The 21,166-nt window shown below is 42.6% G+C and carries 16 protein-coding genes and 1 pseudogene; 7 read left to right on the forward strand and 10 right to left on the reverse strand.

The window, feature by feature from the left end:
• The 3 genes from RMY32_RS02990 to urtE form a co-directional block, all read left to right on the forward strand.
• Window positions 1-2,953, forward strand: a 2,953-nt coding sequence (locus RMY32_RS02990) for an S-layer family protein (protein ID WP_322711886.1), incomplete at its 5' end; no start/stop codon positions are given.
• 33 nt (window positions 2,954-2,986) lie between these two features.
• On the forward strand, window positions 2,987-5,647 hold the full coding sequence (locus RMY32_RS02995) for a CHAT domain-containing protein (protein ID WP_322711887.1): 2,661 nt from the start codon (window positions 2,987-2,989) through the stop codon (window positions 5,645-5,647).
• A gap of 621 nt (window positions 5,648-6,268) precedes the next feature.
• A complete protein-coding gene (gene urtE / locus RMY32_RS03000; protein ID WP_099101646.1) occupies window positions 6,269-6,967 on the forward strand; it encodes an urea ABC transporter ATP-binding subunit UrtE in 699 nt (232 codons plus the stop codon).
• Here urtE and RMY32_RS03005 read toward each other — a convergent pair.
• On the reverse strand, window positions 6,930-7,670 hold the full coding sequence (locus RMY32_RS03005; protein ID WP_322711888.1) for a hypothetical protein: 741 nt from the start codon (window positions 7,668-7,670) through the stop codon (window positions 6,930-6,932). The genes urtE and RMY32_RS03005 overlap by 38 nt on opposite strands.
• 8 nt (window positions 7,671-7,678) lie before the next feature.
• Complete coding sequence (locus RMY32_RS03010; RefSeq protein WP_322711907.1) at window positions 7,679-8,992, reverse strand: cytochrome P450; 1,314 nt, start codon at window positions 8,990-8,992, stop codon at window positions 7,679-7,681.
• 416 nt (window positions 8,993-9,408) lie between these two features.
• On the opposite strand from RMY32_RS03010, the gene RMY32_RS03015 reads away from it, so the two are divergent.
• Window positions 9,409-10,014, forward strand: coding sequence for a DedA family protein (locus tag RMY32_RS03015; protein ID WP_322711889.1), 606 nt, complete (start codon window positions 9,409-9,411; stop codon window positions 10,012-10,014).
• 211 nt (window positions 10,015-10,225) lie between these two features.
• Entirely contained in the window at window positions 10,226-10,756 is a 531-nt protein-coding gene (locus tag RMY32_RS03020) for a hypothetical protein (RefSeq protein ID WP_322711908.1), read from the forward strand.
• On the opposite strand, the gene RMY32_RS03025 is transcribed toward RMY32_RS03020, so the two are convergent.
• Both RMY32_RS03025 and RMY32_RS03030 read right to left on the reverse strand, forming a co-directional pair.
• Window positions 10,753-11,310, reverse strand: coding sequence for a hypothetical protein (locus tag RMY32_RS03025; RefSeq protein WP_322711890.1), 558 nt, complete (start codon window positions 11,308-11,310; stop codon window positions 10,753-10,755). The genes RMY32_RS03020 and RMY32_RS03025 overlap by 4 nt on opposite strands.
• 106 nt (window positions 11,311-11,416) lie before the next feature.
• Window positions 11,417-11,500 (reverse strand): annotated as a pseudogene (locus RMY32_RS03030) (IS5/IS1182 family transposase); the annotation flags it as partial.
• On the opposite strand from RMY32_RS03030, the gene RMY32_RS03035 reads away from it, so the two are divergent.
• Window positions 11,495-11,764 (forward strand): hypothetical protein, encoded by a 270-nt coding sequence (locus RMY32_RS03035; protein WP_322711891.1) that lies wholly within the window; start codon window positions 11,495-11,497, stop codon window positions 11,762-11,764. The pseudogene RMY32_RS03030 and the gene RMY32_RS03035 overlap by 6 nt on opposite strands.
• A 149-nt stretch (window positions 11,765-11,913) precedes the next feature.
• Here the strand turns inward: RMY32_RS03035 and RMY32_RS03040 are convergent, their stop codons facing one another.
• A complete protein-coding gene (locus RMY32_RS03040; RefSeq protein WP_322711892.1) occupies window positions 11,914-15,582 on the reverse strand; it encodes an EAL domain-containing protein in 3,669 nt (1,222 codons plus the stop codon).
• A gap of 585 nt (window positions 15,583-16,167) precedes the next feature.
• On the opposite strand from RMY32_RS03040, the gene RMY32_RS03045 reads away from it, so the two are divergent.
• The gene (locus tag RMY32_RS03045; RefSeq protein ID WP_409882182.1) at window positions 16,168-16,389 is read left to right on the forward strand and encodes a ferredoxin-thioredoxin reductase variable chain; all 222 of its coding nucleotides are present in this window, start codon (window positions 16,168-16,170) and stop codon (window positions 16,387-16,389) included.
• A gap of 5 nt (window positions 16,390-16,394) precedes the next feature.
• Here RMY32_RS03045 and RMY32_RS03050 read toward each other — a convergent pair whose 3' ends face one another.
• The 5 genes from RMY32_RS03050 to RMY32_RS03070 form a co-directional block, all read right to left on the reverse strand.
• On the reverse strand, window positions 16,395-16,616 hold the full coding sequence (locus tag RMY32_RS03050; protein WP_322711893.1) for a hypothetical protein: 222 nt from the start codon (window positions 16,614-16,616) through the stop codon (window positions 16,395-16,397).
• Between the two features lie 176 nt (window positions 16,617-16,792).
• Window positions 16,793-17,584: a YdcF family protein gene (locus tag RMY32_RS03055; RefSeq protein WP_322711894.1), complete on the reverse strand. Its 792-nt coding sequence runs from the start codon at window positions 17,582-17,584 to the stop codon at window positions 16,793-16,795.
• Between the two features lie 146 nt (window positions 17,585-17,730).
• Window positions 17,731-18,237 (reverse strand): hypothetical protein, encoded by a 507-nt coding sequence (locus RMY32_RS03060; protein ID WP_322711895.1) that lies wholly within the window; start codon window positions 18,235-18,237, stop codon window positions 17,731-17,733.
• 157 nt (window positions 18,238-18,394) lie between these two features.
• A complete protein-coding gene (locus tag RMY32_RS03065; RefSeq protein WP_322711896.1) occupies window positions 18,395-19,924 on the reverse strand; it encodes an AAA family ATPase in 1,530 nt (509 codons plus the stop codon).
• Window positions 19,925-20,100: 176 nt separating this feature from the next.
• A complete protein-coding gene (locus tag RMY32_RS03070) occupies window positions 20,101-20,982 on the reverse strand; it encodes a hypothetical protein (protein ID WP_322711897.1) in 882 nt (293 codons plus the stop codon).
• Window positions 20,983-21,166 lie beyond the last annotated feature (184 nt).

A 21,166-nucleotide genomic window follows, 5' to 3' on the forward strand; every position in this document is an offset into this window, starting at 1 on the left:
AGCGGGTGGCAATTTGTTCCACAGCTTTGGGGAGTTTTCCGTTCCCACTGGAAGCACTGCTTTCTTTAATAATGCTTTTGACATTCAGAATATCATTAGCAGGGTAACGGGTAAGTCAGTTTCTAACATTGATGGGTTAATCCGTGCGTCGGGTACAGCAAACTTATTTTTACTCAATCCTAACGGGATTATTTTTGGCGAAAATGGCCAATTGAATATTGGCGGGTCGTTTGTTGCAACGACTGCAAATGCGATTCAATTTGGCAATCAAAGTTTTTTCATTGCTAACAATCCAAATTCTTCTGCACTACTGACAGTCAATCCTTCAGCTTTACTATTTAATCAAATTACGGCTGCACCGATTCAAAATAACTCAGTAGCACCAGCAGGATTAAATAAGTCCGGCTTTGATACCTTTGGTCTACGTGTAGCAGATGGTCAAAGTTTGCTGCTAGTGGGTGGCAACATCAGCATGGATGGTGGAAGGTTAAATGCTTTTGGTGGGCGAGTGGAGTTGGGAGGATTGGCAAATGCAGGAACAGTTGGGCTGAATGTTGATGGCAATAACCTAAGTCTGAGTTTTCCTCAAGAGGCACAACGAGCAGATGTATCACTCATTAATCGCGCTCAAATAAATGTTCGTACAGATAATGGTGGCAGTATTGCAATCAACGCTCGGAATTTGGAGCTTTTAGGAGGAAGCAGCCTGCGGGCAGGAATAGGATTGGGGTTGGGTTCAACTGATAGCAAAGCGGGAAACATTGAGATCAATGCAACAGGAACAGTTAATCTTAGGGATGGCAGCCTCATTTCTAACGCTATGCTAGGTGCAGCTGGAAAGGGAGGAGATATTAACATCACGGCAAACTCATTTGCGCTCACAAATGCAGCTACTGTGCTAACCAGCACCTTTGGGCAGGGAGATGCTGGAAATGTAACGCTTCAAGCTCAAGATGGGGTTGCATTCATCAATGGCTCCTACATAGGTACCAGTGGTTTAGGACAGGGCAATGCGGGGAATGTGACGATTTCAACCGAAGCTGCCATTGTTTTCGATGCTCTCGACAGTCTTAAGCCTAATATCACGGGTGTATTTAGTAATGTAGAGCCGGAGAGTGTAGGTGATGCAGGTAATATCTACATTAAGGCCGCGTCAGTTTCTTTAGTCAACGGAGCGGATATAAGAAATCAAAACTCAGGAAAACTTGGTAATGCAGGCAATGTGATTATCGAAGCTAGCAATCGCGTTTCCTTTGATGGGGTAAGCATCGATAAAAGCTCTGCCAGTGGTGTTTTCAGTTTTTTAGGATCTGATACTGAGGGTAGGGGAGGAAACATCAGTATCACTACAGGAACGCTTTCACTTACTAATGGCGCTGAAGTAGCCAGTAGCACTTATGGGCTAGGCGATGCAGGTAATATCACAATTGATGCTCGTAATATCGTTTCCTTTGATAACAGCACTATATTTAGCACGGTGGAAGAAAAAGGCAGAGGACAAGGAGGAGACATCCGCATTAGTGCCAAATCACTCTCTCTCAGAAATAATGCTCAATTGCTTGCTAGTAGTTTTGGACAGGGAAGTGCAGGAAGTATCATAATTGATACAACAGAGTCCGTGTTCTTGGATGGTAATACAAGTCGTGCCTTGAGTACGTTAGAAAAGACAGGCGAAGGAAGGGGTGGAGACATCCGCATTAGTACAAGAGCGCTCTCCCTTACCAATGGCGCTCAACTAGCTAGCAGTAGTGATGGTAATGGGAATGCAGGTAATCTCATAATTAATGCCCAAGAAACCGTTTCTTTGAGTGGAGATGATACCATTGCCTTCAGTACTTTAGATGATGATGGTAAAGGTAGGGGTGGAGACATTAATATCACCACAGCATCCCTTTCGCTTACTAATGGCGCTCAACTGGCTGCCAGCACTTTTGGAAAGGGCAATGCCGGCAATGTCAATGTTGATGCTCATGATACCGTTATCTTTGCTGGTATAGGTCGTAATGGCTTGTTTAGTGGTGCTTTTAGTAGTGTAGAACCTGGGGCAGTTGGTGACGGAGGTAACATCAATATCACAACTGGCTCCCTTTCTTTAAATAGTGGTTTTCTGAGTGCTAGTTCATCAGGAGAAGGAAAAGCGGGCAACATAAAAGTTGAGGCAGACTCTATCCGTCTCGATCAAGGTGGTATCGCATCTTTAACTACATCTGGTGACGGAGGAGATATCGCCCTATCAGCAAAAGATATTTTCCTGCTGCGCCGTGAAAGTCTGATTTCAACCACCGCAGGCATTGCCCAGGCTGGTGGGAATGGTGGCAACATTACCATTAACACTCCTTTCCTCGTCGCCGTTGCTAATGAAAATAGTAACATCACCGCCAATGCCTTTAAAGGCTCTGGTGGCAAAGTCACAATCAATGCTACTGGTATTTTTGGTATGACAGTACTGAGTCGAGAAGACTTGGTGCAAATGCTGGGAACTAACGACCTATCTGAACTCGACCTTCAAAAGCTTCCAAGTAGCATCACGGCAATTTCCCAGACAAGTCCTACTTTAAACGGTCAGGTAACTATTAACACTCCAGATACTGACCCCAGTCGCGGCTTAATTCAACTACCCTCCAACCTCGTGGATGTATCCCAACAAATCGCCCAAGGTTGCACTCCCAGAAGAGGACAAAACGCTAGTAGCTTTATCGCCACCGGACGCGGTGGATTACCCCAAAGTCCGAATGAACCTTTGCGGGGACGAGCAGTAATTACTGGTTGGGTGGATTTGCCACCACAAGCAACAGCGATCGCGGATAATTTATCTACTGCAACTATGACCAAATCTAGTAACCCAATTGTGGAGGCTCAAGGATGGATTGTTGATGGTAACGGTGATATTATGCTTGTGGCTCAATCTGGGCAAAGTTCTTCTATTCCCTCTGCTATGTCCTGTAGTCAATGATTCGTTACTCCAAGAATCGGGGGAGGAATTACGATGAAACTCAAGAGTTATAAAAATAATCAGTGGCAACAGATATATAACGGATGCAACAGATGGTTCATTCGTTTCTTTAAAAACCATAATTTATCTGTTTTCATCCTCTTGGTTGTGGTGACAGCTTTTTTGTGCGTTACTGCTTTTCCTGTTGCTGCAACTTTAGAGAGACAACATATCGCAATTGGAATCTCAATCCAAAATCCTCCTGCACAAACACAAGACTTGCTGCAACAGGGAAAAGTGCTGTATGAGGCAGGACAATTTGCAGAAGCGGTTAAAGTTTTGCAACAAGCAGTTAAAAGTTTTGGCAGCCAAGGCAATGAATTGCAGCAAGCTGTAGCATTAAGTAATTTGGCGTTGGCATATCAAAAACTGGGTAATTTACCACCAGCACAACAAGCAATTACAGATAGCTTGAAGTTGCTCGAAAAATCTTCTAATTCCCAAAATCTTCAGGTTTTGGCTCCAATTCTAGATATTCAAGGTAGTATTCAACTAGACTTAGGACAAGCTGAACAGGCACTCAACACCTGGCAACGTGCCCAAGTTAGCTATAAGCAATTAGGCGATCGCAATGGCATTATCCGCGATCGCATCAATCAAGCACAAGCATGGCAAGTTTTGGGATTTTACCGTCGGGCTTTGACGATCTTGACTCAATTGCAAGAGGAGTTACAATCAAAACCTAATTCAGTCAGTAAAGCAGTAGAATTACGGTCTTTTGGAAATGCTCTGCAATTAGGCGGAGATTTGAATCAATCTCGTCAAGTATTACAGCAAAGTTTGTCAATTGCCCAAAAATTGGATTCTCCCCAAGATGTGAGCGCGGCTTTATTTAGTTTAGGCAACACGGCACAAGTACAGCAAGATTTTAAGGGTGCAATACAGTTTTATCAGCAAGCTGCTGCGATCGCTCCTCACCCGATTAGCAAAGTTCAGGCTCAAGTTAATCAGTTGAATTTACTAGTGAACGCGGGACAAACAGCCGCCGTGCAGACATTATTGCCGCAAATCCAAACTCAACTGGCACAACTACCTGCTTCTGTGACAACTATTTATGCGCAGATTAATCTAGCTCAAAGCTTGATGAAATTCGGAACTACACCCGAAGCGATCGCTCAAATCTGCGCCAAAGCTTTGCAACAAGCTCAAAATTTAGCAGATAAACGAGCCGAGAGCTTTACCCTTGGGACTCTAGGTAGTGTATACGAACAAACTAAGCAATGGTCAATAGCCCAGAACCTCACCCAACAGGCACTGAACATCGCCCAAACAATCAACGCCCCAGATATCGCTTATCGTTGGCATTGGCAGTTAGGACGCTTGTTAAAACAGCAAGGAGAGATTGAAGGCGCTATTGCCAGCTATGATACTGCGATCGGTGAGTTGCAGACTCTCCGTAGTGACTTAGTAGTTGTAAATCGAGATGTCCAGTTTTCCTTTAAAGAAAGTGTAGAACCTGTATATCGAGAGTCCGTAGAATTATTGTTGCAGTTTCAGCAAACTCATCCGAGCGAACCAATCCTAGACAAAGCTAGACAGAGGATTGAAGCACTGCAACTAGCGGAATTAGACGACTTTTTTCGGGAAGCTTGCATTAATGCCAAAACTGTTTTGCTTGACACAGTAGTAGATAAAGATAATCCTACAGCCGCGATCGTTTATCCAATTATTTTGCCCGAGCGACTCCAAGTGATTGTCAAAATTCCTAAACAACCACTGCGTAATTATACAGTAAATAAATCACAAAATGAGGTAGAAGGTACTATAAAACAACTCAGAGAGTATCTATTAGAACCCGATCGGACTGAGGAAGTGCAGGCGCTATCGCAGGAAGTCTATGGCTGGTTAATCAAAGAAATTGAGTCAGATTTAAAAGATCGTGGCGTCAAAACCCTTGTATTTGTACTGGATGGCATATTGCGAAATGTGCCAATGGCCATATTGTATGACGGTCAGCAATATCTGGTAGAAAAATACTCTGTGGCACTCAGCTTAGGACTCCAGTTACTCGCACTCAAACCCTTGACACAAACAAAACTCAATGTACTAGCTGCCGGGTTAATGCAACCACCACAACGCTTTCAACAGCAATTTCCACCGCTACCAGAAATTAAATCAGAATTCGACTCTATTTCCCAAGCGATCGCCTCTACCACCCAGTTACTAGATCGAGACTTCAACAGCAAAAACCTAGAGAGTAAGGTAAATACTGTGCCATTTAATGTGTTACATCTGGCAACCCACGGTCAATTTAGTTCCAGTGTTGAGAATACTTTTATACTTGCAAACGATGGGCCGATTAACGTCACGCAATTTGATAGCTTGTTGCGCCGTCGAGATCGAACTCGCTCAGAAGCCTTGGAAATGCTGGTGTTAAGTGCTTGCCAAACTGCTACTGGTGACAATCGCGCCACGCTAGGGCTAGCAGGAGCATCCGTGAAAGCTGGCGCTCGTAGTACCTTGGCTTCACTATGGCATATCAGCGATAAATCTACTGCTATCTTAATTGGAGAATTTTATCGGGAGTTAGTTAAAAACGAGGTGACAAAGGCTGAAGCCTTGCGTCGTGCCCAAGTAAAGTTGTTAAAAGATTATCCCAATTACAGTCGTCCTGGCTACTGGGCACCTTATGTTTTAGTTGGTAACTGGCTTTGACAAATTCTACTCATTTAGGGCCTTCCAAGAAATAAATTATTCATTTTGTGGGGTGAACATCTTGCCATTGGTGTCAACTTAACGCCAAACCCCTTGTCCGCCGGGAATTGAAATTCCCGTCTCATAGCTAAAGTCATCTTCAGATGACTAAATATCGCTAAAAATCTCTAGTCTACTTCAGTAGACTTAAGCTAAAAGCCGGAAAATTTATTTCCAGGCGGGGATGTAAGCTAACAGATAAGCTATTTTCATCTGAAGTTGACACCAATGGCAACATGAGCGCCCTAAATCTAGGACGGGTGGAAACACCCATCCCACAAGAAAATTTGAGATGTTTTTTTATTTGGAAGTCCCTTATTGAAGTTTCTAGAGGTTGCTCTTTTGTTCTGACTCCTGATATCATGTCTGCCTAATTAGTTATAGCCAGAGGCATTGGGCATTGGTCATTTGTCATTTGTCATTTGTCATTTGTCATTGGGCATTGGGCATTGGTAACTCTTCCCCATTCCCCTGCTTCCCTGCTCCCCTGCTCCCCTGCTCCCTGCCCCCCTGCCCCTCTGCCCCCCTGCCCTTTGGGTGCTGAATTCTGACATCAAAACTAAACAGTTAAAAGTTCTTTATATGCTCAAAATTTCTAACCTTAACGTTTATTACGGCGAAAGCCATATTCTCCGCAATGTAGATTTGAGCGTACCATCGGGGCAAATGGTTTGCCTAATTGGACGCAATGGTGTTGGAAAAACTACCTTACTCAAAACTATCATGGGTTTACTCAAACCCCGCAGCGGTACTATTAATTTAGCTGAAGAATTAATCAACTCCAAATCTCCAGACCAAAGGGCAAAGTTGGGAATTGGTTATGTTCCCCAAGGACGAGAGATTATCCCTCGGTTGACAGTTAAAGAAAATCTACTGCTGGGGTTGGAAGCTAGACGCAAACCAGTCAAAAAAGCAGAAATTTCCGAGGAAGTTTTTAGTTTATTTCCGGTGTTAAAAACCATGCTTTCGCGGATGGGTGGTGATTTAAGTGGAGGACAGCAGCAACAATTAGCGATCGCCCGTGCTTTAATGGGAGAACCTCAATTACTCGTTTTAGATGAACCCACTGAAGGTATTCAACCCTCTATCATCTTAGAAATTGAAGCCGCAGTCCGCCGCATCGTCGAAACCACAGGTATTTCGGTGTTATTGGTAGAGCAACATTTACACTTTGTCCGTCAAGCTGATTACTATTATGCTATGCAAAAAGGTGGTATTGTCGCCTCCGGTTCTACCACCGAACTCAGCCAAGATGTGATTCAGCGCTTTTTAGCTGTTTAATTTTTGATACTTCTATATCAATTGTGTCGGCAGCAATCAAGTCTGCCGCTTCTTGTAAAAGCTGATGTTGTTCCTTTTGAATTGCTGCCAAACGACTAGAAATTTCTGCTAATCGTTGTTGTTTATTTGGTTGAAAACTTTCAGGTAGTAAAGAAGGCGGATTATCAGTTATTTTGGTACTTGTGATTCGTTGAACAGCAAAACTTCCAACTTTAGTTAAGGATAGAAAACTAACTTTAATCAAAGCCTGAAGCAATTTTAACGGAACTTGGAGTATTGACCAACTAGCTGTCTCAATTAAGCGGACAATTGCTCTGATGATGCTCCAAAGTAGAGCAAGTGCAAACAGCAAAATTACTACACTAATAATTGGGTGATTAGCTCCCCAACCTAGTATTTGAACTAACCGAAAAAATATCGGGTGTTGTGTCAACCAATCACTTACAGAAGATGCCATTGCATCTTTAACTGCTCCCGATGTTGTATTTTTAAATTGCTCTGCTGTTTGCCAAGTTTGCTCTAAACTTGTTGTAACTGTATCAATTGCTTTATCAGTTGTGGTAGTGGCTGTTGTTTTCAAAGACTCACCAGCTTGTTGCGCTGAGTTACTTAGAGAGTTAACGCCCCCGCCTACAAAATCTTTCACATTTTGCAAGCGTTGTAAAACTCCGTTAGACAAATGTATGTATATCTGGGATGTCATAAAACATTTTACTGAGGTTGAAATCTAACCCGCAATCCATCTTTCGGGTGATTAGTGGGAACTACAACTTCCTCTAAACTTTGATTGGGTAATATCTCCCAATGATAATTACGTAGAAGATGAGCAGCAACAATCTTCATTTCCATTTTGGCAAAGGCTAGGCCAATACAGATGCGCGGCCCACCGCCAAAACCAACTAAACTAAAAGGATACTTTTTGTTTTCTTGGCGCTGTGGACTGAAACGGTCTGGCTCAAATCGGTCTGGTTCAGAATAAATTTCTTCAATTCGGTGAGTAACTCCAATTGAATAATATGACTGCCAACCAGCAGGAACGTGATAACCTTTAAACTCAAAGTCTTTAATCACACCACGAAACTCGCCTCCGACAGGTTGATGCAATCTTTCAACTTCCCACAAAATCTGTTCTAAATAGGGCATTTTCCCTAATTGTTCTAAATCCAAATTACTTTTACTTGCAAGTTGCAATTGTTCAACTCTTGCTTTTTCGAGTACTTCTGGATGACGGGCTAACTCTACACACAACCAAGTCAGCATCGAAGTAGTAGTTTCATGTCCAGCAAATAGTAATAGTAACGCCTGAGCGATGAGTTCTTTTTCACTCATCCGGTTCCCTTCTTCATCTTGGGCTTGCACTAATAAACTCAGAGCATCTTTTGTGGGATTTTGCTGACGTTCTCTGACAACTTCAGTTAGATGCTCTAAAATCTGATTGCGAGCAGCTATAGCTTTACCAAATGTTGTAAATGGCAAGGGCAACGGATTAATCGCAAATAGTCCATTTGTCATGGCTGCAAACAATTTGCTAAAACGCACACATTCAGGGCCAGGACGCGTACCCAACAACAATTGACTAGCAATATCAAATGTCAGCTGTTTAAATTCTTGGAACCAAGTAAATTCCTGCTGCTTCTCCCACTTTTGCAGATAACTACGTGTAATATCTTCCATTGTGGAGACATAGTTCGCCAATGCTGGGCCATGCAATGCTGGCATAATTAAGCGACGGTTTCTGCGGTGTTCTTCTCCATCTTGGAGAAAAAGTGATTCACCCAGTAATGTTTTGAAATTATCAGGCCATCCCTCGCGCCAAGAAAATTTCTCCATTTGGCTTGACAAAACTAACTCTAATGCTTCCGGCCCGACCATCACTACAGTCGGTCTGCCAAGAAGATGAGTTTTGAAGATGGGCCCATACTGGCGATAGCGCTTTTTGGCAAAATCGCGGTCGAAAACAAAGGAGAGTGTCTCACCTAATACAGGTATACCAAAGCTTCCAGGAGGAAATTGATGACTTTTCATATCTCTAAGGGTAGCTATGAAAAAGTTAACACGATATTCCCACTCTGCTGCGTTAGCAAAGCTCGCCGTAGGCATCGCAGCACCCGAAAATATTCTTAGTATAGTAAGGGACTGGGGACTGGGGACTGGGGACTGGGGATGGTGGGGCCCCTGAAGAGGATAAGGGGTAATGGGGACTGGGTGAAAAGTCTTTTTGTATCTAAGTTTTATCATCTGTTGATGTCCTAATCACTCAGGCTTTTGCTATACTTTCAAATGTCTTTGTTTCTTGCACCCATAACTCAAAACCTGTCATCTGTCATTACATTTTTTCAGATCGCATAATAACTTTATAGAAATTTAATATTACTTTTTATTCAATAAAATTGCTGAACGTTAAGATGTTGTGGATCTATTGAAAGAAAAGTCAAAATGATATGCATCTAGATTTGCCACAACTGATTAAATCACTTGGCTATTTTGGGGTATGGGCGATTGTCTTTGCTGAATCTGGCTTGTTAATTGGTTTTTTTCTGCCTGGGGATAGCTTATTGTTCACCGCTGGATTTGTCGCATCTCAGAATTTATTGAATATTTGGGTTTTGATTTTTGGTGCTTTTATTTGTGCTGTCTTAGGTGACAATGTTGGCTATTTTACTGGGCATAAATTTGGTAGAAGACTATTTCAGAAAGAAGATTCATGGCTGTTTCATAAAAAACATCTTGTTAAAACTCAAAACTTTTATGAACAGCACGGTAAAAAAACGATTGTTTTAGCACGTTTTTTACCTATTGTACGCACTTTCGCGCCCATCGTGGCTGGAATTGGTGCAATGCATTATCGCACATTTATGTCTTACAACTTAATTGGTGGCTTTATTTGGACATTTGGCATTACCCTGTTAGGGTTTTTCTTAGGAAAATCTCTGCCAGCTGAACAGGTAGATAAGTATTTGTTACCGATTATTGGATTAATCATAGTTATTTCTTTAGTACCATCGATTATTCATTTGGTACAAGAAAATAGAGCAAACAAAAGTTGAAATATCTTTTGTAGCTCTTTATTAGATGTTTTATTGTAAAGACAATTATATTGATTTACTGAAGGCATAAACATCAGAGTTCGATCGTACCCTCATGAGCGACAAATAAAAGGATACAGAACAACTAAATTTATTTATGGGAATTTTGAATTTTGAATGGGTGAATTTTGAATTGGGAGCGTTCGCCCTTGCCGTCTTGAAGAGAAGCGACGTGACTTCCTTAAACATCAACCTCTATCTGTTCCTAGAAAATCTCCTCTTTTTCTTTTTTGCCACACTTTTTATTGTGGTTGTGAACTGGGGATGGAAAAACGCAAAGCCTTACACTCTACCTTTACCATTTCCCGGTTGGTATAAAATTTGGTTTGGCTCGGTGCAACTGCTAGCAGTAGTGCCGCCATTAGTGGTTATGTTATTGTGGGGTGTATGGTGGGGCGATCGCACAGTTTTAACTGTGCTTGCTTGGTATTTTATCGTTTTAGGGTTGCAAATTATCTCTGAAAGAGTGGCACTCAGGCAGTTGCAAAATGTCGTCTGGGTGATGGTTCCTTATATATATCTCCCTTACCGCTTCTGGCAGTTGTATGAGGGTTTGACACTTCTGGATTCTACAAGCGAGTTGCAGTGGGTACGATATTTCTTGATTTTTGAATTGGTAATGTGGATTGTTAACTACGCCATAGATGTATCTCAATTGCCGCGGCTGTTTCGTTGGGAAGTAGAATCAAATGACGCTAGCTAGGGATTAATCGCAGAATTAGCCATTTTTACTAAAGAAGTGCGATCGCCAGCTTTTAATCCAAAAACATATTGCACACCCTGTTGTCTCCAAGTCAAGGTAGCATCTGAGCAACCAGCACCACAAGTAAAATCTACAAAATAGCCAGTAATGCCCTTAGCTAAGGATACACGTTTCCCAGTCAGGCTGGGTGTTTTGCGAGTTATGGCTGAAGCCGTAACAACGCCTAAACGACAGGCAGAAGCACCATTACAGTCTGGACTATAAGCCAGTAAAATATCATACTTTTTTTGCGTAGCAGCTTCTATAGTTGCGTAAATTGGATTTTCCCCATCCGACTCAGGAATAAACTTCGGTAAAAGAATCCGAATTTGAGTTTTTTGCTTTAATTTAGGCAGAATAGATTTAAAAACTGGGTTTAACTGAGTTTTACTCTGCTGTGCTATTATTTGGGACTGATTGTTTATATTGGCTATAGCTGACTTATGAAAACTGCTGACACTGACTAATAAAAATGCAGCACACACAGCACTAGTATTTCTAAAGCTTAAAATCATCTTTGAAAACCTATTCGATCAAAAGTACTTATTTTTAATACCCAGTTTTAGTATAAAAATATGCATTAAACAGATAAAGCGATCGCTGGGAATAAGAAATACAAAATTAATCAGTCATAACGGCATATATGGCAGCTTCACTCATTTCTGGGAGACGTTCATAATCCTTACTGAGACGACGGTAGTGGTTAGACAGAAATATTCTAATGTTGATGAGAAATATTCCAGCATTAATAAGGAATATTCTAATGTTGATGAGGAATATTACAATGTTCCTTATAGATGTTGTAATGTTGATGAGAAATATTCCAGCCTTGATAAGGAATATTCTAATGTTGATGAGAAATATTACAATGTTCCTTATGGATATTGTAATGTTGATGAGGAATGTTGCAATGTTGACAATAACTACTTGTACATTGAGAGTGACGGAGAAAAAAGTGGCGATCGCTAATGAGTCAATATAGCCCTAGTCACACAGGTTAGGACATTTTGAAAACATGAAAGCTAGGAATAGTAATACTTTTACCTTCTGCCTCCTGCTATATAGGTTGCGATCGCACTACAAATAACTCTACATTACATCTTGCGCCTACGTAGGAGCTAGCCCAATGGGCAAGGTATTGCAATGCCGTATCCCTGTGCGTAATTAATTCCAAGTGCCGTAATTCGCTCTAAAATCGCGTCATTCTCTACAAACTCAGCAATCGTCTGAATACCCATCACACTGCTAATGCGCGTGATTGCTGTCACGATCGCATTATCCACAGGATTCTCGACAATGTTACGAATAAAACTCCCGTCAATTTTGAGGTAATCCACAGGCAGAGACTTGAGATAGGCAAACGATGACATCCCTGCCCCAAAATCGTCTAATGCGAAGCGACAGCCCATCCGTTGAAGTTCTTGAATGAACTTTCTGGCTTTGAGCAGGTTGGCGATCGCCACAGTCTCGGTAATCTCGAAGCAAATGCGCTGGGGTGGGATCGGGTATAGGGTAAACTGCTCGTGCAGAAAGTCAATGAACCGATCGTCGTTGATGCTAGAGCCAGAAAGATTAATTGCATAGACGCTTTCTTTCTTGTCAACGACCCTTGACCAATTTTTGAACAGAGTCCGAATCACCCACCGATCGATTGAGTGCATCAAGTTGTAGCGTTCTGCTGCTGGAATAAACGCCATCGGCAGCACTAATTTTCCCTGCTCATCCCGGAGCCGCAGCAGCACTTCATAATGGTCGCCGTTTTGCTCTGTCGGGGTAATAGCGGTAATCTTTTGAGCATAGAGACAAAACCAATCACTTTCTAAGGCTTGAGAAATACGGCTGACCCACTGCATCTGCCCACGCTGTTGCAGTCGCTCCTGGTCGTCAGTCTGAGCAACGCACGCGCGATTGCGCCCCCGGTTCTTCGCGGTATAGCAAGCGGCGTCAGCCGTGCTGATAATCTCTACAAGGCTCTCGCTACTCGTGTCGATACCGACCAAGCCAATACTTACTCCAATTGAGAATACCTGCTCTTGCCAAACAAACCGGAACTCTTGAACACACGAAAGCAGATTGTTGGCAACGCGTAAAGCTTGCTCCAGCGTGCATTGAATCAGTAATAGGCCAAATTCATCGCCACCTAAGCGTGCGAGTGTGTCAGTTTTCCGAATCTTCTCCTGCAATAAGACAGTAATTTGACGCAGTAATTCGTCTCCAGCCACATGACCACAGGTATCATTTACGATTTTGAAGCGATCGAGATCCAAATAACACAACGCATGAACCTGGTAGTCTAACTTGGCAAGGCGCAATGCTTGTTCAACCCGCCGCTCAAACTCCTGGCGATTTACCAATCCGGTTAAGGGATCGTGGGTTGCTTGCCAGGATAGCTGACGCGAAAGCTGGCGGTTCTGAGTCACGTCATGAAACACCATAACCGCTCCAATAACTTGTCCCTGACGATTGCGAATCGGCGCGGCGGAATCTTCAATCGCAATCTCTCGCTCGTTCTCAGTAATTAAGACGGTATGGTTTGCTAAATTGACAATTCGATTTTCCTGTAATGCTTGCTGAATTGGGTTCTGAACTTTCTCCCGTGTCGTTTCATGCACAATTTTAAAGACTTCTTCTAACAGCATCCCTTGTGCAGATGCTTCACTACATCCCAGCAGAGATCCTGCAACTGGATTCAAGTATTGAATCCTACCAAAAGCATCTGTGGCGATCACTGCATCTCCAATCGATTGCAACGTCACTTGAGCTAATTCTTTTTCTTGAAAAAGTGTTTCTTCGATTTGCTTCAGGGCTGTAATATCGCGTCCCACTGATTGAAATTCGATAAAGCATCCTTGCTCGTCAAACAGCATCCGGTTATGCCACTGAGTCCAACGCACCACATCTGCCACAACCACGCGATTCTCAATGATGACTACAGGATTATCAACACTAATTGAAGCTATTAATTGAGCAACTCGCTCCCGATCTGCCTCAAAGATAATCGGTTGATAGCGGCTGCCGATCAGTTTTTCTGGCGATTGTCCAAAATAAACTGCATAAGCTTGGTTGATAAAGGTGAGTGTACCGTCTGGTAAATATCGGGTAATGAGTTCAGTCTGATCTTCGACAATGGCACGGTAACGAATCTCGCTTTGTTTGAGAGCAATTTCTGCTTGCTTACGTTCTGTAATATCTTGAATAGCTCCATACAGCCTAATAGTCTTCCCCTGAGTATCATAAGCTACCTCTGCTCTTGACTCCAAGTAGCGCAATGAGCCATCAGGTCGGACAATGCGATATTCAAGAGCGAAAGAAGTTTTATTGGCGATCGCCCCTAGTAGATGCCTTTGCAACACTGGTCGGTCTTCTGGGTGAAGCATCTGCAAAAATGCAGCCTGCGTCGGTGCTGATTCAGCAGGATTTAAACCGAAGATGCGGAAGGTTTCGGCTGACCAAATTTGTCTTTGAGACTCTAAGTACCATTCCCAACTGCCCAGATGGGCAATCTTTTGAGCAGTAGCTAGCAGCTTTTCACTACGACGGAGTTCTTCTTCGGCTTGTTTGCGCTCGTTGATTGCGGCAAGGCGTTCTGTAACATCTTGGGCAGTTCCATAGAGACGAATTACTTTTCCATCCGCGTTGAATTCTGCATGTCCAATCCCCTCAATATAAATAGTAGACCCGTAAGTTAGAGATGCCCGCAGAATGAGTTTGTAGGATTCGCCAGTTGACATTGCCCGCTCAACAGCTTGGGCTAATTTTCCTGCATCTTCTGGCAAGTACAGTTGCAGATTTTCTTGGTAGTTCGGCTCAAGAAGTGCCGGATCTCGATTAAAGAGAGCGAAAAGCTGCTTTGACCAGGTAATTTTGCCAGTGGCAAGTTCAAACTCCCAATTACCGAGACGAGCAACTCGCTGAGATTCTTCTAATAAGGCTTCACTCTTGCGTAGTGTTTCTTCACCACGTTTGAGGTCGGTGACATCCACCACCAGCCCATCCCAAACAACACAGCCATCCTGCAACTGGCGTGGTGTGGAACGAAAATGGAACCATTTCAGCCGAGCGCTGGGCGTTTGGATTCGCACTTGGATATCAAACACCGAGAGATTCCGCCGGGATTCATCGACTGCTGCCTGTAAAAGTGGTGCGTCCTCTGGGATAAATTGGCGATAGAGTAAACTTGAATCTTTGAGTGCATCTTCTGCCTTGACTTCCATCAGTTTTTCAATCCCCGCGCTGATATAAGAAAAGCGATCGCTGCCATCCACTTCGCGGATTACCTTATAAATTGCTCCATTGGGCAAATTATCGCCAATTCGCCGTAACATAGCTTCCCGCTCTTGTAGTGCGAGTTCTGCCTGTTTACGTATGCTGATTTCTCGCTCTAGTTTTTGATTGGCTGCCTCCAGTTGTGCAGAACTAGGGAGAGCAAGTGCTTTTGGTATTAAAGGTATAAGTTTAAAAGCTGTGTACAGTGAAACTAGGGCTGTAATCGCTTTAATACAACCACTCAACCAATAAGTTGGATACCAGAGCGTCCAAATATCCATCAGGTGGGTAGTGCCACAAGTAATAATAAATATTGCAAATAGCAGAAATATCCAGTTGAAGGGCAAATCTTGGCGCTTGCGGACAAGATAAAGTAGCGTAATGGGAATGGAATAATAAGCAAGTGCAATTAGACTGTCGGATAGAATATGCAACCCCACTAATTCTGGTTTCCAAAGATAGCAATGACCGTGGGGAATAAACTGCTTATAAGCAAGAAGGCTTTTCCAAAATTCCAGCATCACGTTGTCTCAAACACAAGTTGTTTTATTGAAATAGAAGTTAATTATATTACCCGAATACCTTCAGCGTTGGGTAGCTTTGCGTCCTAAAATCGTTGTTAATTTACCATAAGCAGCGCACCTTGTAGCGATAGCAGCGCTCTTCCTACCTACTATGTTTTATGAAATATATGTATTTTTTGTTACGATTTTCAACTTGATTCCATACAAACGAGCGATCGCAATAACAGCGCATCCACCATATACGAAAATTCTTAAGAGAGTTGACCTGGGGAACATCCTAGAGTCAAGATAAAAGAGTTGGATATCTGTCAAAGTACTAAGCACATCTGAAGTCGCCTGATTTCCTTTCATTTCCCTGTTTTTTGGGTAAACACGAAAGGTAGGGGCGATACTTATTAACGTGGCAAAAAACTGAAAAAAGTACGCGCGGATTGCTAAAACGTGCCTGGACGCAGAGGGTTAAGCCGTTGCACCCCGATGAAGCGTCAAGAAATAGCTGATTAAATCAAATTCTAAGCGATTTAATCATATATTTTGTAGCAGATACTTGTGGAAAAGAAAATGCTAGGTGTGAATGTTGTTATGAAAGTTGGCGATCGCGTCCGCGTTAAAGATTCAGTAGTGGTGTATCATCATCCTGAACATCGGAATCAGCCTTTTGATATCAAAGGTACAGAAGGCGATATAGTAGCTATTGCCAGCCAATGGCGAGACAGACCAGTAAGCGCTAATCTACCGATTGTAGTCCAGTTTAGTAAAAAGTTTAAAGCCCACTTGCGTGAAAATGAGTTAGAAGTCATCTAAAGCACTTATCGGCGGCGAAACCACTGGAAAATATTCAGTTCGCCGCGCATTTTTTTAAGGTCTTGGCGGTTTTGTTCTGCTGTTGTATAATACCAATCACAATAACGCTGAAACTCCGATCGCGATCGAACTTCGTGGTAAAACTCATGGGTTGTTTGGTAAGACGCAAAAGCTTCCTCAACTTGGGGTTGAGCAACTGGAATAATATAAGGTAAATTTTTTGACATAAAATTAATTTAGTTTGTCATTTGTCATTTGTCATTGGTCATTGGTCATTAAGAGTTTCAAATTCAGACAATTACCGCACTTCATAACTCCTAACTCCTAACTCCTAACTCATAACTCCTAACTCATAACTCATAACTCATAACTCATAACTCATAACTCATTACTCATTACTCAATTAAAGCCAACCGCGTAAGCGATAAACTAAAGAACCAATATACTCTTTTAAAGCGATGGTAAATTGGTGTAAGTTGTCGGTATCGGGTAATAAATTTAGTATAGCGGCTTTGGGAGTACTACCGAGTTCTTGCAACTCACCCTCACTAACTAGAAAGTCAGTCGGTGCGGGAATAACATTGATTCCTTGACGCTGGAAAATCTGAAGCGATCGCGGCATGTGCATTGCCGAAGTAATTAATAATACCTGATTTATCCCACGAGATGACAAAATCTTTCGGACATTTACAGCATTTTGATAAGTATTGAGAGAGTCAGGTTCTTGAACAATCGCCTCAGATGGAATACCAATAGATGTAAGGATTGTGGCCATATCGGCCGACTCTGGCGAACCACTTCCACGCCAATCAATGCGACCGCCGCTGAGAATGATTATAGGCGCTTTTTTTTGGCGATACAGTTGGGCGGCGTAGATGACGCGATCGCCTGATTCACTCAAATCGACAGTAGGTCTTGGGAAAAAAGCTGATTTAGTTGCGCCACCCAAAACCACAATTGCTTCTGCATTAGGTATTTGGGCGGGTGGAAGATTTTGCCATTCTAGCGATCGCACTAATGATTTAGCGATCCAAGCATTGCTAGAAAATAGCAATAAAATTAGGGAAAAAGCAATTGCGATCGCCGCAGTCCGGGGTCGTTTCCACAAAGTCACTAATGCTACTACCAAGCTCACGCAGGCTAATCCTAGTGGATAAAAAAATAGTGGCAGTAACTTGGATAAATATAAAAACATATTATTAGGGCATGGGGCATGGGGAATGGGGCATGGGGAATAGGAGATGAGGAAGTGATGAAGAAAAACTATTGATTATCGATCAATGCCCAATGCCCAATGCCCAATGCCCAATGCCCAATGCCCAATGCCCAATGCCCAAATTATTACCTTTCCCAAAACTTGTAATTGAAACTACTTCCAGGAGTGCGACGGTAACGGCGACCGGCTCTTCTGATTTGCCGTTTGTTGATCCTTTCATTCGTTGGTTCAACTTCAACCTCTTCTGATTCTTCAACTTGCAACTGAGTTCTAGTTTCTTCCTTACTTCCCCACCAAGCAGTAATCCAGCCTCCAGCTAAAGCACCTAATCCACCGAGCAAGATACTCATAGGTGCTGGATAGCCTAAATATACAAAACCCAGCATGAAAAATAACCAGTATTTCAGTCCTGCATCAACACCATCAGAGGAGGCAACATTTGGTGCTTGGGGGCTATTATCCGTTACATTAGTGATCCAGCTTAAGATGAAACCGCCCATGATTCCTAAGAATATACTTAGGGCTGGTGCGGAGCCGGTCATTATTAATATAAATGTTAAAAATGCCCCAAATAATAGTTGAGAAAAGAAGCTGGGAGAAATACTGAATAAGTCGTTCTTTTTGTCTGCCATAAAATAAATAACTTATTTAACAAATTACTAATGACGCTCGATAGCAAAGCCTTAGCGACGTAAAAGCGTCTGACTCTAACGTAATTCCTAATTTTCGATTCAATTACGAATTACGAATTACGTAGCTTGCTTCTCGCATGAAGGCGAGGATTACAAATTATTTTAATTGTGCCTGTTGTGGTTGAGTTGTATCCCAAATCTTTACATAAGGTTGTTCCTCTTCAGTGAAAGGTTCAGCTTGTTTAATTTGTGAGGCTAATAAATCGGCGGTGGCATCGGCAATATCACCAGTGCGATTGTTCAAACGCTCTTTTAGAACTTCAAGTGGTGCTGTGCATTGGATAATCTGAAGGGGAAGTTGATGTTTTGTAGCTTGTGCGATCGCTTCTTGGCGTAAGTGCTGTTTATCATACTTGGCATCTAAAATTACTGAAAAACCTTGTTTAGCCAGAATAATTCCCAATTCTAACAGTCGTGTGTAAGTTTTCTCGGTCATCTCTGGTGTATATAAATCGTTGCCACCCCGTTCCCACAAAGAAATTCCCCCTAAATGCTTCCGCACCGCATCAGAACGCAGGTGAATCGCTTTCTGTTGACGGGCTAAATGTCTTGCTGTGGTACTTTTACCAGAACCCGACAACCCCGACATCAAAATTAATTGTCCCTGCTTGGGTTTAGTGTATTCCCAAGCTTGTTTGTAATAATCAGTGGCGGTTTTTGTCGCTTCTTCCTTCACCGTTGCGGGTACACTCGGATCGTCTAGTAAAAATGATGTCACCTTCGCCCGCACATAAGCCTGACGGCTTAAATACAAGGGCAACACCTGTAAGCCTTCCCAGTCTCCAGTTTGCTCTATATAAGTATTCAAAAACGCATTACCCAAGTCTTGACGCTGGCCAGCTTCCAAATCCATCACAGTGAACGCCACATCGTACATCACATCGACAAAGCGAAACGACTCATTAAATTCAATGCAATCGAACAACAAGATTTTATCGTGCCACTGGGCAATATTTCTCAGGTGTAAATCCCCATGACATTCACGAATATAACCGTTGTGAATTCTGCTAGCAAATAATTCTGGACGTTCGGCAAAAAATTTATCTGTATATTGCTTTGTTTCTGTAAATTGCGCCTGAGTCTGGGGGCCACCAATATACTTCTCAGTTTGCTGATAATTCTCATCAAAGGCAGCCCGGATATTTGGCACTTCGCCAAAAGTGCGAATGTAATCATTCGTCTGTGCTTGGGCATGATATTGAGCAACCACTCGTCCCAACTCATTTAGAAGTGTCTCATTTAACTTACCTTCTTCAAAAAGGATACTTAGTAGCGACTCTTGAGGAAACTGACGCATCTTCAGCGCATATTCTACAGCCTCGCTCGTTCCCCCTAACTGGTATTGCTCCCCTACTAAAGTTATGGGCAAAACTTCTAAATATAATTCACCAGCACCGCGCTGATTTAACCGTAACTCTTCCTGACAAAAATGCTGCCGCTTATCTAAGGTAGAAAAGTCCAAAAAGCCAAAATTCACAGATTTTTTCAGTTTATAGACGTAATCCCCAGTTAACAGCACATAAGAAGCGTGGGTTTGAACTAGTTGAATAGGTTCTGTTACCTTATGGGGATAAAATCCCGGCTGCAACATTTGCTCAATAAAAGCTGGGAGAGTTACTTCTGTCATCTCTTTGCTCTACGGGTTCAAATACAAAAAAACCAGGAGTTTCCTCCTGGCTATCATCAAAAATTATTACACAGTTTACCAATTGAGTGTTGATCAGCTAATGCGCTATTTTCTGTGATGACTGTCATTAGTCATTGGTCATTGGTCAATTGAGAATGGTGCAAGATATCAGCATATCAAGGAGAACTCGTTTTAGAAGCTTCTGGACTGCGAATGATGATATGTCCCTTCTCACTTTCTTGAATAGCCAACACAGATGGAATCTCACCAGGTTTTGCGTTTGAGGGTAATGCTCGAAACAAATAAATCCAGCCGCCACGTTCTAGGAGTAAGCGCCAGACTCGCGGCTGCTGTGGATTGCTGATGTCATTATCTTCTCTGCCTCGCAAGTCGTCGAATAGACCGCGATCGCCAATAATGCGATAACCTTTCAAAGATGGATCTGCAAATATATCATCAAGTTTGCGTCCCACAGCAAACTTTTCTTCTGGTGTAATTAAGGCTACAACAGGTAAGGTGGAGTTTTGGCCAGCGTCTCGTCGTGCATCTGCGATGCCTTGCCAACGAGCTAACCAAAATATCACAATTAATACCCAGGATACTATGACTATCTCATTGACTAGCGATCGCAGAAATTCCACTGAGCGCAGTTGTCCAGAACTAAATTCAGCCAGAGATTTTAGCCGTTTAGCTGTCCATGAGCGTTTGTGTTGGGTTGCAGAGATGATGCGACTCAATAGTAGTTGGCTTGCAGAGACTACAGTCTCACTAACGATTTTAATTAACCATAATGTTGCCTGAATAGCGATCGCAGCTACAAAAAAAGCGATCGCACTTTTGCAGATTGTCCAACCATCTCCGAGAAATATTTGCAGGGGAACTATCAAAAAAGACTGTGCGGGTAAGTCGAGGGTATTGACTTCTAGCTGAAAAAAGTAGAAATATGACCAACGGTAAATCCAGCCTGCAAAGAAAAGCGCCGCACCCAGTAAGCCAAGTACACTTGTGAATTTACCTAAAATATTGGTTTCCTGGTTAGGATTTGGTGCTTGGGTCATAGGGGAGATGGGGGAAACAATGTAGGGTGTGTTACCGCGAAGCGTAACGCACCAAGTTATAGACCTCTCTCCAAACCTCTCTCCTAAAAGGAGAGAGGCTTTGAATCTTACTCACCAACGCTAGTAGGAGGAGAGAGGCTTTGAATCTTACTCCCCTTCCCTTGTAGGGAAGGGGCTGGGGGTT

Origin of the sequence: Nostoc sp. ChiSLP03a, assembly GCF_034531215.2 — a bacterium.
Classification (GTDB): Bacteria; Cyanobacteriota; Cyanobacteriia; order Cyanobacteriales; family Nostocaceae; genus Nostoc.